This is a genomic window from Chryseobacterium rhizoplanae, assembly GCF_900182655.1.
In the GTDB taxonomy this organism is placed as follows: Bacteria; Bacteroidota; Bacteroidia; order Flavobacteriales; family Weeksellaceae; genus Chryseobacterium; species Chryseobacterium rhizoplanae.
In genome coordinates this window covers 763,345-778,138 of the sequence record NZ_FXTC01000001.1, presented here as the reverse complement: position 1 = coordinate 778,138, position 14,794 = coordinate 763,345, and the positions used below count along the sequence as shown (strand labels likewise).

Sequence of the window (14,794 nt, the reverse complement as noted above, 5' to 3'; positions counted from 1 at the left end):
AAAAACGGTCTTATAACGATGCTCAAAGAGCCAAAGGCAGACAACGCATGCCTGCAACGGCGCATTTATAGTTGAGAAAACATGATCCTGTATTTATGCTTCTAAAATGTGATATGCAGGGTGAAGACGATTTAAGAGGGCTTGCCAAAATCATGGCATTTATGCGAACGGTAAGCATTATTTTGGTACTAATGCATCTGTACTGGTTTTGTTATGGATTTTTTGCACATCAACAATGGACACTGGAACTCATCAATAAGATTCTTTATAATTTTAATAAGACCGCAGGCCTTTTTTCTCAACCTATTTATTCTAAGCTGTTCGCAATAGTTTTACTGGCTTTGAGTTGCCTCGGAACAAAGGGAGTCAAAAATGAAAAGATCACTTGGAAAAAAATTAGTATTGGTTTTTCTATTGGTTTTGTCTTATTCTTTTTAAACGCAATTATTTTACAACTTGATACCAGCTTTTCAGCTCTGCTTTATATTCTATCTACCTGTTCCGGATACATCTTCCTGATGCAGGCAGGAGTCTGGATAGGCCGTTTACTCAAAACAAACTTAATGACTGATGTTTTTAACAATGAGAATGAAAGCTTTCAGCAGGAAACCCAATTACGCTATAATGAATATTCTGTTAACCTTCCTACACAATTCTATTATCAAGGGAAGTGGCATCAGGGATGGATTAATGTGGTGAATCCTTTTCGAGCCACTATTGTCTTAGGAACTCCAGGCTCAGGAAAATCCTATGCTGTTGTCAACAACTATATCAAACAACATATTGAAAAAGGATTTTCCATGTATATATATGATTTTAAATTCGATGATTTGTCTACTATTGCGTACAACCATCTTCTCAATCATTCTGATGCTTATACCGTAAAGCCGAAATTCTATATCATCAATTTTGACGACCCCGGAAAAAGCCATCGATGTAATCCTTTAAATCCCGATTTTATGACGGATATATCGGATGCATATGAAGCTGCCTATACCATTATGTTAAACCTGAACAGAAGCTGGATACAAAAACAGGGCGATTTCTTTGTTGAGAGTCCTATCATACTGCTAGCTGCCATCATATGGTTTCTTAAAATTTATGAAAACGGTAAATACTGCACTTTTCCACACGCTATAGAGCTGTTGAACAAAAAATATGAAGAGGTCTTTACGATATTAACCTCTTACTCTGAATTAGAGAATTACCTATCTCCTTTTATGGATGCATGGCAAGGAGGCGCCCAGGATCAATTGCAGGGGCAAATCGCTTCCGCAAAGATTCCTTTGTCTAGAATGATCTCACCACAATTGTATTGGGTAATGACCGGAGACGATTTTTCTTTGGATATCAATAATCCCAATGAGCCTAAAATTCTGTGTGTAGGAAATAATCCTGATCGTCAGAATATTTATTCTGCTGCTCTTGGGCTATACAATTCGAGAATTGTTAAGTTAATTAATAAAAAAGGACAGTTGAAGAGTTCGGTGATTATTGATGAGTTGCCTACCATTTATTTCAGAGGCCTGGATAATTTAATTGCTACCGCCAGAAGTAATAAAGTTTCCGTATGTCTAGGGTTCCAGGATTTTTCTCAGTTGACAAGAGACTATGGAGATAAGGAAAGTAAAGTCATTCAGAATACGGTCGGCAATATTTTCAGCGGACAGGTAGTGGGGGAAACAGCTAAAACCTTATCCGAACGTTTTGGAAAAATACTGCAAAAAAGACAAAGTATATCCATCAATAGGAACGATACTTCCACCTCCATTTCTACCCAATTGGACAGTTTGATACCTGCTTCGAAGATCTCTACCCTGACCCAGGGATTTTTTGTCGGCGCTGTATCTGATAACTTTAATGAAAGGATTCATCAGAAGATTTTTCATTCCGAGATTGTGGTGGACAATGTTAAGCTTTCTGAAGAAATGGAAAGCTTTCAGCAGATACCACCGATCCGATCCTTTATTGATGAAGACGGGAATGATTCTATGACCAGGCAGATTCAGGATAATTACAGAGAAATTAAGTCAGATATTCTCAATATCATCACAGATGAAATGGATCGAATAAAAAATGATCCTGATTTACAGCATTTATTGAAATCGGACTAAAGAATGAAACCTCAAATACCATACGATTTGAGGTTTCTGTTTGTATTTATGTTACTCAGCATCACTGTTCATAAAATATTGATTCAAATTGTCACTCACCAATTGAAGGAATTTGGTTGGTCCCTGTTTTCGGTTACGGATTTCAAAGATGGTTTTATGAAAGTTACCTAAATCGCAATCCAATGACTTTTCTGTAAATTTTATGACTTCGCTTAACTCTATATTACCACCGTTAAAACAACGCATCTGATAAAGTGCATAGATAAGCTCTATAAGACCGACCTTTGATCCCGACCAGCTCAAAGGAGAAAATACTTTTGCTGTAAAGTTATCATTTGAATTTTCAATTTGCTTTTTTAAATACTGATCAAACTGCTGATTGGAAATAAATCTGGCGATCATATGATCGTGGGAAGTTGTAAAACTCGGATCATAATTATAAAATCCGGATGATAACTTCATTTTTAGGTCGTAGGAATTGCGAACAAATATTTTATGATCAAGATAGGTTGCTTCCCGTTTATAGTAACTGTAAAATTCAGAATGCTCCAAATAAAAGTCTTTCAATTTTTCCTGTTCTGCTTCATAATATTTTTTTAAAGTCTTATTTCCGGCAGCCGGTTTATGAGATTCAATATCCAGTACTGCAGAATAATAAATAAATTTTGAGATAAACTGCGGTTTCAGTTTTTTAAAAAAGAATACTTCTTCAGCAATATGATCAAAATGATGGTTGGAAACCAAAAGTTTTAATTTCCTTATCGACTCATCAATAATAAGTAATGCCTTTTCTGAAATTTTGATCAGATCATTTCCGTCAGCATTGACTTCGTTAATCTTTAGGTCCAGATCCTCCAATAACTTCGAAGTTCTTTTAAAAATAGTTTTTGTTACCATGTCCTTTTTTAAGAAATTTACAAAAATTACCTAAAGCACGACTTAATCAACTAATACCCAGTTCCTTTTTCCGATTCTTTATATAATCGGTAGGTCTGATCCCATTGATATCAAAGAACAGATTTGAAAAGTTCTGGCGTGCCGCTATACCGCATTCATCAGCCAAAGCCTCGATAGTATAATTTAAATATTTACTGTTGGTATTTAGTAGATTAGTGATATAATTAATTCTCAGTTCAGCCATGTATTTATTAAAATTTACCCCTTTTTGTTCATTGATATAAACCGAAAGATAGTGGGAATTGGTTCCCAGCTTTAAAGCAATACTTTTCTGCGTAATCCCTTTCTTTTTGAAATGCTGCTCCTGCTCAAACTTCTGAAGCTTTTCTTTTATTTCTAAAGCCATTTCCGGGGTAAGAGAAGTCTTTCTTACAGGCAGCTCTATCATTTCTTCTCTTAAAATATCATTCATATTATATTTTCCTTCAGCAATTCTCTTTTGAAGAAGCTGATATTGTTTTTTTATCTTTTGATCTCTTCGATACCGGACAACAAAAAAACCAAGAACTACACTTCCTGAAGCAATAAGTATCTGAGCCAATACTATTTTTTTAGTACTGGATCTCTCGATTTCTTCTTTTGCATCCATCAGTGTACGTCGGTCAAAATCTTTATGAAGTTTCAAGGATAAATAGGGAAAATCTTTACTGATTAAACTGTCAGCTTTTAAAAGCTGATTGGTATAGTACAGTTGCTTTTCGAGGTCTTTATCTTTATAATGATCGATAAGATAGTGATAACTCTTATAGACCTCTGGAAGTATAAAATCATGTTTATTGAAAATAGAATCTATTTTGTTATAACATCCTACAGCCCTATTTACATTATCCTGTGCTTCATATGTTTTACCCAGGTAATAATATACTACAGAAGCCCAGGCGAAATCATTTCTCTTTAGAATATTGGGTAAAGATTTTTGCAAGTGATCCTGAGCACCAACATAATCTTTATGATGAAATCTGGAAATTCCGATGCATTTTAGGAAATAGCTTTTTTCAAGTACAAAATCACTATTATTGGCAGTTAGCCGATAACCTAAATTGCTTAAACTATCACTCTTGGCAAAATGATGCAGATATCTGTTGAGGACAGTCAATTGATGTAAGCAGTTGAGATACGCCTTCTCATAGTTAAACTGTTCATTTTCATGATGGTTTTCATTAAGCTTTGACCTGTAAAACGAAGTACATTCAAGAAAATGCTTCATGGCGTCATCATAATAGCCCAAATGACTTTTTACAATTCCTAAATGATAAATGACTTTATACCTATGGTACTCATCTTTTGAGCCTTTTGAATGCGTATAGGCTTTAATATATTCATTTAAAGCCAGCTTAAATTTTTTTTGATAAAAATAATAGATGATTCCCTTGCTTAAATATTCTTTACTGATGTCATCTTGGCTTCCATGCTGCAAACTGACAGTAAGCGCACTGTCAGCATACTTCATCTTGTTTTTATAGTCAAACTGTCTTGCATCTCTATACCCTTGAATCAGCTTTGAAAAATTATTTTCTTTTTTTGCTTTCTCAATGTACAGTTTTACATAAGGCATTGCATGAATGTCATCTATTGCCATTTTTTCATAAGGCTTTCTAATTTCACTGAAAGTTTTTTCCTCTTTCTTTTGTGAAAATAAAAATTGTGAAAAAACAGGAAATAAGATGAGAAAGCAATAAAACTTTTTCATAGACTGATATTTAGAACCTCACCATCTCAAAAATAAACATTTATGTTTTAAATAAATCAAATATTAATGAATTAAATAACGGAAAGGCAAAAACCATGTAAAACATGCAAATACAGCCACTTACATTCTGATATTCTCATGTATTAATTTTAAAATTGAGACGTAACAATTTAAAAATAGAGCCATATAACAGTTTTTTTTAGCTCATAAGCCGGATAATTTTGACATCAGAATTCTAATATAATCCGGCCGGGATAACCCAATTAAAATTATCAAAATGAAAAAGTTTATCCCTTTTTTTAGCATAATCATCGCAGCAGTTTGTCTACAAAACTGCACCCATCGAGATGAAGATATGATTTCAAATAGTGAATATATTGAAAAATCAGAGCCCACAATAAATGGCTTAGTAATGAAACAGGATTCTGCTAAATCCGTAGAAGTCATTGAAGATCCTGGAACAAAAGATCCTCCTGTCAGAGACGGTGATAATTGGCGGCTAGCCAAAGATTAAAAACTTCAAATAAAATTATGATTCCTCATACCTCCATATCAGTTGTTACAGGCTTACCATGTCCAAAGAGTGGCATCTGGGAAAGTATGGGGAATTTCAAAACAACTGTAACCCTCTTTAAGGGTGAACCGATGCCTGAATATTGCGGATGGAAGATTAAATGGAGATTGGTTCAGGTCTGTTAAACCCAATAATGACATGCCATGAAAAACGTACAAGCTATCTTTATCAAAACTGTTTCCTGCTTTTTTATTCTGTTGTTTGTGTATGCAAGTGTGAGCAAATTGCTTGATTTTGAAAACTTTCAAGTTCAGATTGCACAGTCGCCATTACTTAGCGCATATGCAGGTATTATTTCTTATGCTGTTATTATTGTAGAATTAATTATTGTACTGTTATTGATTTTTCCAAGCAGTAGATTAATCGGATTATACTTATCAACTGCCTTAATGTCAGCATTTACGATCTATATATTTCTCATTCTAAATTACAGTGACTTTGTTCCTTGTTCATGTGGAGGAATCTTGGAAAAAATGGGATGGACTGAACATCTGATTTTTAATATTCTTTGTGTAGTTATAGGAGGTCTATCTGTTCTTATCATCGGAAGAGCAAATCATAAGACTCACCGTAAAACGGCATTGATCTTAGGAATTTCCAATATTTTGAGTTGTATTCTTGTCATTGTTTTGTTTTTTAAGTCAGAATACATTATAAAACAGGAAAACAATTTTACAAGAAGGTTTCTGATGCATCCTATTTTAAAAGTAAAAAGTATGGATCTGGAGAACCATTCATTTTATTTTGCTGGTGCTAAAAATGAAGAGCTTTACTTAGCTAACCGAAGCCTCCCTCAAAATTTATTAGCAGTTGATTCACTTTTAAAAAAAGCTGTAAATACAAAGATTGATCTGGAACTCAGCAAATATCCATTTAAAAAAATAGAGATTAAAGTTAAAGATCACCATTTTTATATCTATGATGGAAATGTACCCATCATATTAAAAGGCAAATTAGGTGATGCAAAAAACAAAGTAATCAGTTTTAACGATGCATTCTTTAGCCAGCTTGAAATTATTGACAGTAATAAAATTGCCATTCGCACCCTCTCATCTCAAACCAGGAATTTAACGCTGGGAACTATTTTAATCAATCACAATGGCAAAAATCAGGTGACACTGCATCCTGATTTACTTGAAAAGCAGTTGGATGGTTTTTTTGATTCCGACGGCTATCTTTCATCTGATCCTATAAGACCGACTGTCAACTATATCTACAGTTATAGAAACCAGTTTCTTGTCATGAACCATTCAATGCAGCTTATTCACAGATGGAGAACTATTGATACGACTAAAATCGCACAGATTAAAGTAACATCGCTATCCAATGGAAAATCTAAAATGTCTAAACCTGCACTAAAAGTTAACGGGCATGCGATCGTATACAGAGGTCTGTTATTTAACCCTGCTCAATTAAGAGGAAGACATGAATCTTTAAGCAGATGGAAGGAAAGCAAAGTTATTGACATCTATAATACCGAATCTCAGGAATATATTGGCAGCATGTACATCGACAATATTAAAAATAATACCATGTCAGATTTTAGAGTCACCGATGAGCATTTGTACGCAATTGTTGGAAATCAGCTGGTAAAATATAAACTTACCCAGCCCCTGAAAAAACATTTTAAAAACGGGGAAGCCGAAAACCGTGTTTCAGAGTAGGCAGCAAATCAAATATTTTTTTATTATGAAAAAAATTCTTTTTCCTGTCATCCTGGTAGCACTGGGAACAGGGTCAGCTTTTGCCACCATGTTGGCAAAGAAGAGTACACGAGCTTTAGAGCCGGCTTACAGAATTGTTAGCTTAGGTGGTGGTCAGTTCCAATGTGAGGATGCTGATCAGGAATGCAGCAATATCGTTTCCGGTGATGTCTGTGAATGGGCACTGGATACCAGCGTTGAACTGCATAGAATCGGTTCAGGCACGATGTGTGGAACACCACTTTATAAAATTCCTTAGTGCATTGTATAAAGTATGAACTAAATGAGGGACGCTATTCTGCGTCCCTTTTCATTTCTTTATCGATCCATTCTATATCTTTCCGGCTTTTCAGGTGATAGTCCCACCATTCCAAGATTTTAGTATTAAGATCCCTGATGTCTTCGGAACTTTTCTTGAAGGTGTGTTCCTGATCTGCATACATTAGTGCCACCACCTTTTTTCTGTTTCTTAATAATCCCATATAAAAGCTCATGGTTTGCGTTGGCGGAATATTCGTGTCTTTCTTACCTGCCCAAAGCAATACAGGTGCATTGACTTTCTCAATAAAATTGATGGGATTATTTTTATAATACAGATCCTTATCCTCTGAAAAAGGAACTCCCATTGAAAACTGCCCGGTTTCAAATCTTGAATAGTCTGCTATTTTAAACAGTTCATTAAATGAAAAGTAAGTATTCATAATATCACTAAGACTCGCTCCCGAGACATAGGCTGCGAACCTTTCTGAATGGGTAGCGATAAAGTTGGTCTCATAACCACCAAATGAGTGTCCTGTCAATCCCATGCGCCTGAAGTCAATATTTTCATTTTCCCGAATCGCATCTAATCCGGAATGAACACAATCAAGCGCCGAAATTCCCGGACCCCTGTTATCAGAAATAATATCTGGCTGGAAAACCATATAACCGTTCTCAAGAAGCAGTCGAATATTGAATCCACTGGGTCCCCAGGCGGGATACAGGTATTTGTTGAACTCATCATGCTGAATACTGTATACCTGTACCACCAAAGGATATTTTTTTGTCCTGTCAAATTTAATGGGATAATATAGAACTCCTTTCAGGTCCTTACCCTCACTGTTGGTGTATGAAATAACATCCTGCTGCAGGTCTATCGCTTCTTTATCATGAAGGTTGGTTGTATAAAGTACCTTCTTTTGACCTGATGACTTGCTTTTGCTGTACAGCCGTGGAGACAGATTGTAGTTTTCTTCGATCGAATACATTAAATCATGCCTGCCCTTATATGAGAACATTTTGATCCTGTTGCTGGTGTACGGCATTATTTCTTTGAGTTTACCTTTATAAAAAGAATAATATCCGGAATCATTATGATTTTCTCTCCTGATATGCAGCATCAACGGCTGTGACATTTCAATACTTCGTCGTGTTATCTTAAAAGATTCCATCTGATGAATCATTTTTCCACTGTATTCATAAAAGCTGATTTTGCTGTTCTCTTGTTTGAATCCTGTTTTTAACACACCTGTTTCCAGATGATAATTGATCACTCGGTCTCCTGCTGTAAAGAGCAAACTACCATCCGGCATAAAGATCGGATAGTTTAGTATTCCATTATAATCGATCATTTTTGTCTGCTCTAGCAGATGATCGTAGACCATCCATTGATTCTTATACATCAGAAATCCAATGGTGTAACGACCATCCTTTCCTATCACCATTTCTGAAGCATTCTCAAAAACAAGTTCAGATCTGTTTTCTAAAAGATCATATCGATATACATTCAGGCTTCTAAATCCGCGGTAATCATTGTCCTCCCTGGCATTATAGGTCCAAAAATAACGTGGATTGTCTGTCGCTACATAAACCTGCATCGATTTGGGAGGGATTGAATGAGCTTGATTATTTTTAACATTCCATACCATATACTGATGCTCAATCAGCCCTTGGTCCTTATTGCGCAGATATTTGTCTCCTCCATACCATATTTCAAGTTTTCCAATTTTCTCGGGGAGGTTCCTCACGGAAATATCAATCAAAAAAGTTTCAGAATGACCAGCTTCAGTTACTTTCATGCTTTGGGCTTCTCCGAGACTGATCCGGTTGTTATAAAACTGCTGCCCGTCTGATACTCTCAACAATCTTATCCTGATCTTTCCATTGGAATCTGCTTTTTCTTTTTCCTTTACAACAATAAATCTCTCTGATTCTAAAAGATCCATCGCAACAATGTTAGTTGCAGCGGAATAAAGCAGTTTCATAGTGCTTCCATTCCATTTCAATATTTTACGAAATCCTCCACTTTCAGCAAGAATATAAACCTGTCCCTGCTCCGAAATAGTATAGTTCAATGTTGCCACCTCATGGTGAAGCACTTTTCCTTTGGCATTATAGATTTTCAGGTTTTTATCAGTACCCAGTATGACATATTGCTTCAGGGTTTCATTGACACTGCATCGCTGTACACTATCATAAATTTCTCTTTTTTTGGATTTCAGCTCAATTAATTCAGCCCTGCCCGGTCCTGAAGCAAAGACCGTATAATTGTTCAGAAAACTGATGTTGCTTTTTTTTAAAATGGTATCGGATGGAATGACTGCTGATTGGTGGTCAAACACAAGAACTGAATCAGAATTATTTGCGTACATTTTAGTCAGCAAAACGAATCGCTGATCTTCGGATACCTTCATCTGACCTATCATCGTTGAGAAATGCGACATCCACTGGTCCAATTCCTTAATCGACCTCTGTGCATTAGAGTAATGCAGAGAAAACAGCAGAATAATTAAACAATACACTCTCATTAATACCCTAAATTTTGAGGATTCAGATGGGGATTGAGCAGCAGTTCCTGTTGCGGAAGAGGCCATACTTTATGTTGATCTTTCCAGTTGGGTTTGGTCTGCTGTAGTTCATTAAGCTTTCCTGCTCTTTTCAAATCGAGAAATCGATGTCCCATTTCTGTAAAAAACTCTTTTCTGTTTTCATTAAGGATTTCCTCAAGAAGCTGCTGTTGTGTAACAGAACTGCCTAGCAATGGCTGTCCTGCCCTTAGTTTGATCGGGTTAATAAATGGTAGGGCCTCTGACATTTTATTTTGTTGAGCCAGAGCCTCTGCCAACAGCAAATAGGCCTCTTCCAGTCTGAAGACAATGGAGTTTTCTGTGGAGTTGGAAGATCTTGCTTTGTATTTTTCCGCTCTGTACCAGGTGTTGCCCCCTACTGTAACGGCCCCCATCCAATATTGCTTGCGAAGGTCATTCTGAAACGAGCTGACCAGAGATGTGGAAAGTGCCATAGAGGTTGGAGCAGCATTGACAAAATAGTAAATCGTTGCTTCCTTTACCGCATCCCCATTGTTCTTAGGCTTAAGCTGCCAGATAATATGGCTGCCGTTTTTAAGAAATACCTTGGTGATATCATTTTGAAACTGATACAGCGGACTCTGAACAACTGTTTTCAAGGTGGCTTCTGCCTCACTCCATTTCAGCTGCTGCATCTGAATCTTGCCCAGAAGAAGCTGGGCTGCTTTTTTATTAATATAAATGCGTTCATTATTTTGGTATGTATCAGAAAGCAGTTCAATAGCTTCCTTCACATCAGATTCAATTCTCATCAGCACTTCTGCAGAAGGTGTTTTTGAAATGCTCTGATTGATCATATAATTGGTGGTCACAGGAAAAGGAATATCTCCATAAACCTGCTGAACATAGAAAAAGAGCAAAGAGCGGATAACCAGGGTCTCCCCTTTTATCCTTGCTTTATCAGCTGCCGGAATATGATCTGCTCCTTCCAGCCCTTCGAGTATGGAATTGCTGACATATATTTTCTGATACGCAGCATTCCAGAACGAACTGACAAACTGATTGGAATCAATCTGTGTATTATTGGATAATTCAGGCAGTCCATTAGTGGCACTGACTGCATAATAGGTCAGGTCATCAGTATAAAGACCCAAAAGCCTTCCGCTTTGATCACCTGTAACAGGTGATGATTCCCACAATCCGGCATACAGTCCAGATAATACGGCGTTGGCAGTCTGAGTATCACTGAAAACGGTTTCTGACAACATCTGATTGTCAGGCAACTCTACTTCCAGCATTTTTTCACACGATATAGCGGTACTCATCAGATAGATGAGCACTGCCATTATTATACTATTGAATATTGATTTCATTGTTTTTGTATTGGGTTAAATAATATGACGGTCTTTGGTTGCCGTTAAGCATTCATCACAGCGTTAGCTGAATGCCCAATGAATACGTTTTCAAAGGAGGCAGGAATCCAAAAGAGGTCATCTCGGGATCAATTCCAAAAAACTTCGTCCACGTCCAGAGGTTCTGCCCCTGAAAATAAAGTTTTACTTCCCTGAAAAGACCTGAGTCCAAAGAGAGATTATAGGTAAGCTGTACATTCTTAAGCCTTATAAATGAAGCATCAGAAACACTGGCATCACTATTTTGAAAAAGGCTGTGCGAAGAATTTGACGTAGAGCGGTATGGCATATAAAGGCCATTGGGATTTGAAGGCGACCATACATTCAATGCCTCTACCGGGAGATTCGCCATAATACCTGGTGAAGACATTGCTGAGTTATAGTTTCGGCTCTGCTGCTTTACAAATTGCAACAAAAATGAAAAGTTCCAGTTTCGGTAGCGCAACTCATTGCTTAGCCCTCCGTAAAACTGCTGTCCAAGATTTCTGATCACCTGCCTGTCATCCGGTGATGCGATCTTTCCGTCGCCATTGAAATCGGTAAAATCATAGACCAAGGTAGTAGGATTTACCCCTTGAAGCTGGTAGAGTTTAACAATATTTACAGGCTGTCCGATCACATAGGTATTGGCATAGGATGAACCTTCAAGTCCAGGAAAGGAAATCAGCTTGTTTCGGGGAACGGTGATATTGAAAGAACTTTTCCATGAAAAATTTTTCTTCCTGATAATTTCTCCGCTGGCCTCAAATTCAAATCCTTTATTCTGAATAACAGCATCCAGATTGGCCAGCACACTGCTGAATCCCGTTACTGAGGAAAGCTGATAGCCTACCAGTTGATTTCCTGAACGGTTTCGGTAATACGCAGCAATTAGGTTAAGTCTGTTGTTGAACAAACCTAGTTCAAGAGCAGCTTCTGTTTTGATGGTTCTTTCCCAACTGAAATCAGGATTGTAGAGTTTTGTTGGAGCCAGTCCGGTGCTGCCGTTATAAATGAGGTTAGCCGTAGCAAAGGTATCAAGGTATTGGTAATCCCCGATATTATCACTTCCCGATGAACCATAACTCCCTCTCAGCTTTCCAAAACTGAGCCATGAGATGTTCTTCATAAATTCTTCTTCTGAAAACAACCATGCTGCCCCAACAGCACCGAACATGGCGTATTTATTATTGGGACCGAATCGGCTGCTGCCGTCTCTTCTTCCTGTAAGATTAAGGATATATTTTTTATCGTACTGATAGTTGATTCTGCCGAAAAAAGCACCGTATCGGTATTCTGTACTGATCTGGTCAAGGACGACTTTATTGATTGCAGCACCTATATTATAGATAAAGGCATTACTCTCAAAACCAGATCCCTGAATTTCACCTCGATCTGAAACATCTCTCTGATAGGTACCTCCCACCAGGATATCAAATTTATGTTTACCTGCTCTGTACATCCAGCTTATCTGGGGTTCTATCACCATAGACAGTCTGTTCTGGTTGGATTTTGAAGACATGGAATTGAGAGGTGTTGCCCCAGCAGAAGGGCTATACGCCGTACTTGGACGAAGTGACCATTCTTCAAAAGTCTGATAGGTTAAACCTCCATTGAGTTTGAGCTTAAAGTTTTCAAAAACTTCATACTCCATACTGATATTGTTAAGGAATTGCAGATTGTTATTGGAATAGGAATTCTCAAAGGCAGCTGCGGGATTCGTAAACGTATTGTTTTCCCAGTTAAGGTTACCTTCCGCATCATAAAGAGCGGGTGCATTAGGAGCCAGTATATAGGACTGTCTTGTTGCATCAGAGGTAATCAGATTATTGTCTGTTGCGGTAAAAATATTGGATGAGTTGAAACTGAATTTTCGATCAGCAGACCTGTGGCTGATATTTCCTGAAACGGTATTGGTTCTGTACCTGAAATCCCTGCCAAACACCGTGGTTTGTTCATTATGACCGAGACTGAGCAGGAAATTAGTATTTTCACTTCCCCCACTGAGTGAAAGCTGGGTATTTGACAAAGCCGCATAATGACCAATCAGTTCCTTTCTCCAATCGGTATAACGGTTGGGATCCCATGTTCCGTTGATGTCGTAGGCGTTAGCAGGATAGACAGAGATATTGCTGTTGGCAAATGCCTGCTTTCTCATATCAAGATACTGAGCAGTATTCATCATTTTGAGGTTTGAAATGGCGTGGCTCAGACCATAGGAAGAGTTCAGGGTCAGTTTTACCTTTCCCTTTTTCCCTTTTTTGGTGGTCACCAGCACTACTCCATTAGCACCTCTTGAACCATAGATGGCGGTAGCGTCCGCATCTTTCAGGATCTCGAAACTTTCAATATCGTTAGGATTTATACTGTTTAACGGATTGATATCTGCATTGGGAAGGATACTTCCTGCATAGGAGGAACTCATTCCCGTACCTACCGGAACACCATCAATAATATAGAGCGGCTGATTGCCATCAATTACGGAATTGCTTCGGGTCCGAAGGCTGTTTCTGCCTCTGATCTGAATATCAAATCCACCTCCGGGAGTTCCTGAATTCTGGGTGATACTGACTCCTCCCATTCTTCCCTGTGCTGCTGACAGGACATTGGAGACAGGCTGATTTTCTATATCTTTTGCTGAAACTTTGGCGATGCTACCGGTTCTTTCTTTGTCTTTAACCTTGTAGTAGCCGGCGTTGAGAATAACTTCTTCGATTCCCTTTACTTTTTGTTCTAAGCTGATATTAACGACAGTCTGATTAGTGAGTTTAAATTTTTCTTCTATATAATCAGGGTGTCTGAACAATAGGATGGTATTTTCTGCTGAAACCTGTAAGGTGTAGGTTCCGTTGTTACCGGTCATGGTTACCTGATCACTGCCCTCTTGGGAGATTACGACTCCTGAAAGGGGCTTGCCTGATGAAGTTACGGTACCGGAAATGGTGCGTGTCTGGGCTTTTGTTGTAATGCTTACGGCTGTAAACATGAGCCCAAAGAAAATGCCTCCTATATGGTAATAGGAATTTTTCATAGATTTGTAAAGGTTTTTAATTTTTAAAGATTAATTACTGAACTACGCTCTTTCCCGTTGGTCGCCAAACACTATGGGAAGGGGCTTTTTTCTTTCTTCTGATTTTAAGTTGAGTAGTTTTTTGATTCATTTTTTAGATAAAGACTTTCCTGATGCCCTTTAGTATGAAAAAGGACTGGTGAGGTTCTATAGCAGTGACCGCAAGGCACCGGAAAGAATTTAATATGAATGAAATCTGTGTTCCCGTGTAAGCTTTTAAAGCCGCAATAGGTTGTACATACCTATTGTATCGTGTCTGATACTATTTTTAGGAAGCGGGCTTAGATTTTTTATGTAGCAATAAAGCGAACAGCATTGAAAAAAAACGGCGTGAGTACTCTACATTATCCGATTCGGGGTACTGGTATACCTTACATGCAGATAAGAGAGCCCACGCCTAGGTCGTGAGCTTAATACTTATCGTCTCGCATGTTAAAAATTACCAGTTTTCGAATCGAGATTCTAAGCAATAGCTTCTATTATTCTTTGAAGTATCGCAAAGTTACATT

At 37.6% G+C, this 14,794-nt stretch carries 10 protein-coding genes; 5 read left to right on the top strand and 5 right to left on the bottom strand.

The window, feature by feature from the left end; all coding sequences use genetic code 11:
• The first annotated feature begins 113 nt into the window (after positions 1-113).
• Positions 114-2,114, top strand: coding sequence for a conjugal transfer protein MobC (gene mobC / locus FN817_RS03320; protein ID WP_142717051.1), 2,001 nt, complete (start codon positions 114-116; stop codon positions 2,112-2,114).
• 51 nt (positions 2,115-2,165) lie between these two features.
• On the opposite strand, the gene FN817_RS03315 is transcribed toward mobC, so the two are convergent.
• The gene (locus FN817_RS03315) at positions 2,166-3,011 is read right to left on the bottom strand and encodes an RteC domain-containing protein (RefSeq protein WP_142716700.1); all 846 of its coding nucleotides are present in this window, start codon (positions 3,009-3,011) and stop codon (positions 2,166-2,168) included.
• A gap of 46 nt (positions 3,012-3,057) precedes the next feature.
• A complete protein-coding gene (locus tag FN817_RS03310) occupies positions 3,058-4,761 on the bottom strand; it encodes a helix-turn-helix domain-containing protein (RefSeq protein ID WP_142716699.1) in 1,704 nt (567 codons plus the stop codon).
• Between the two features lie 277 nt (positions 4,762-5,038).
• Here FN817_RS03310 and FN817_RS03305 point away from each other — a divergent pair, with 277 nt between their 5' ends.
• From FN817_RS03305 to FN817_RS03295, 4 genes are read left to right on the top strand one after another with little or no spacing between them, the layout of a single operon-like run.
• Positions 5,039-5,275: a hypothetical protein gene (locus FN817_RS03305; protein WP_079240900.1), complete on the top strand. Its 237-nt coding sequence runs from the start codon at positions 5,039-5,041 to the stop codon at positions 5,273-5,275.
• Positions 5,276-5,292: 17 nt separating this feature from the next.
• Positions 5,293-5,460: a hypothetical protein gene (locus FN817_RS23040; RefSeq protein ID WP_156121964.1), complete on the top strand. Its 168-nt coding sequence runs from the start codon at positions 5,293-5,295 to the stop codon at positions 5,458-5,460.
• 18 nt (positions 5,461-5,478) lie between these two features.
• Entirely contained in the window at positions 5,479-6,999 is a 1,521-nt protein-coding gene (locus FN817_RS03300; protein ID WP_142716698.1) for a DoxX family protein, read from the top strand.
• Between the two features lie 25 nt (positions 7,000-7,024).
• Positions 7,025-7,297, top strand: coding sequence for a hypothetical protein (locus FN817_RS03295; protein ID WP_007846410.1), 273 nt, complete (start codon positions 7,025-7,027; stop codon positions 7,295-7,297).
• Between the two features lie 34 nt (positions 7,298-7,331).
• Here the strand turns inward: FN817_RS03295 and FN817_RS03290 are convergent, their stop codons facing one another.
• The 3 genes from FN817_RS03290 to FN817_RS03280 are packed head-to-tail and all read right to left on the bottom strand — an operon-like array spanning position 7,332 to position 14,246.
• Positions 7,332-9,890: an alpha/beta hydrolase family protein gene (locus tag FN817_RS03290; RefSeq protein ID WP_228451463.1), complete on the bottom strand. Its 2,559-nt coding sequence runs from the start codon at positions 9,888-9,890 to the stop codon at positions 7,332-7,334.
• Entirely contained in the window at positions 9,824-11,197 is a 1,374-nt protein-coding gene (locus tag FN817_RS03285; protein WP_142716696.1) for a RagB/SusD family nutrient uptake outer membrane protein, read from the bottom strand. The genes FN817_RS03290 and FN817_RS03285 overlap by 67 nt, the downstream gene beginning before the upstream one ends.
• Before the next feature lie 55 nt (positions 11,198-11,252).
• On the bottom strand, positions 11,253-14,246 hold the full coding sequence (locus tag FN817_RS03280; RefSeq protein ID WP_142716695.1) for a SusC/RagA family TonB-linked outer membrane protein: 2,994 nt from the start codon (positions 14,244-14,246) through the stop codon (positions 11,253-11,255).
• Positions 14,247-14,794 lie beyond the last annotated feature (548 nt).

Coding starts and splice junctions, on each gene's coding strand:
- FN817_RS03315 (WP_142716700.1), bottom strand. CDS start 3,011: ATGGTAACAAAAACTATTTTTAAAAGAACTTCGAAGTTATTGGAGGAT.
- FN817_RS03300 (WP_142716698.1), top strand. CDS start 5,479: ATGAAAAACGTACAAGCTATCTTTATCAAAACTGTTTCCTGCTTTTTT.
- FN817_RS03290 (WP_228451463.1), bottom strand. CDS start 9,890: ATGGCCTCTTCCGCAACAGGAACTGCTGCTCAATCCCCATCTGAATCC.
- FN817_RS03280 (WP_142716695.1), bottom strand. CDS start 14,246: ATGAAAAATTCCTATTACCATATAGGAGGCATTTTCTTTGGGCTCATG.
- FN817_RS03285 (WP_142716696.1), bottom strand. CDS start 11,197: ATGAAATCAATATTCAATAGTATAATAATGGCAGTGCTCATCTATCTG.
- FN817_RS03305 (WP_079240900.1), top strand. CDS start 5,039: ATGAAAAAGTTTATCCCTTTTTTTAGCATAATCATCGCAGCAGTTTGT.
- mobC (WP_142717051.1), top strand. CDS start 114: ATGCAGGGTGAAGACGATTTAAGAGGGCTTGCCAAAATCATGGCATTT.
- FN817_RS23040 (WP_156121964.1), top strand. CDS start 5,293: ATGATTCCTCATACCTCCATATCAGTTGTTACAGGCTTACCATGTCCA.
- FN817_RS03310 (WP_142716699.1), bottom strand. CDS start 4,761: ATGAAAAAGTTTTATTGCTTTCTCATCTTATTTCCTGTTTTTTCACAA.
- FN817_RS03295 (WP_007846410.1), top strand. CDS start 7,025: ATGAAAAAAATTCTTTTTCCTGTCATCCTGGTAGCACTGGGAACAGGG.